The sequence below is a fragment of the Vibrio sp. 10N.222.55.C6 genome, from assembly GCF_041473395.1.
Taxonomy (GTDB): Bacteria; Pseudomonadota; Gammaproteobacteria; order Enterobacterales; family Vibrionaceae; genus Vibrio; species Vibrio crassostreae_C.
This window is the reverse complement of sequence record NZ_JBFRSD010000837.1, coordinates 1-528: the sequence shown is the minus strand read 5'-3', so window position 1 is coordinate 528 and position 528 is coordinate 1. Positions and strand designations below refer to the sequence as shown.

Annotated in this window: 1 protein-coding gene; it reads left to right on the top strand. The window is 48.9% G+C overall.

The window, feature by feature from the left end:
• Positions 1 to 528: AbgT family transporter (locus AB4486_RS26450; RefSeq protein ID WP_372119729.1), on the top strand; the 528-nt coding region annotated here is incomplete at both ends.

Sequence of the window (528 nt, the reverse complement as noted above, 5' to 3'; positions counted from 1 at the left end):
GGCTTAATCGGTGTTATTTTCCGATTAAATGATATGACCATCAACGACATGGCCGATTCATTTAAGGAAGGCGCAAGTGTGATGCTAGCGCCCGCTATTCTTGTGGGTAGTGCTAAAGGTATCTTGCTGATTTTAGGCGGCGGCAGCGATGCAACCGAGCCAAGCGTACTGAATTCAATCTTAAGCAGTGCGGGCGGTGTGATTAGTGCATTGCCAGAAGCGATGGCTGCTTGGCTGATGTTCGCCTTCCAAGCTATTTTCAACTTCTTTGTAACGTCAGGATCAGGGCAGGCAGCTCTAACGATGCCATTAATGGCGCCACTCGCCGATTTAGCAGGTGTGACTCGTCAAGTCGCGGTTTTAGCATTCCAGCTAGGTGATGGCTTTACCAATATCATCGTCCCAACATCAGCTTCTTTGATGGCAACACTAGGTGTATGCCGCATTGACTGGGGTGATTGGGCAAAATTCTGCTGGCGCTTTATCGTGCTGCTATTCTGCTTGTCGAGCGTTATTATTGTTGCGGCT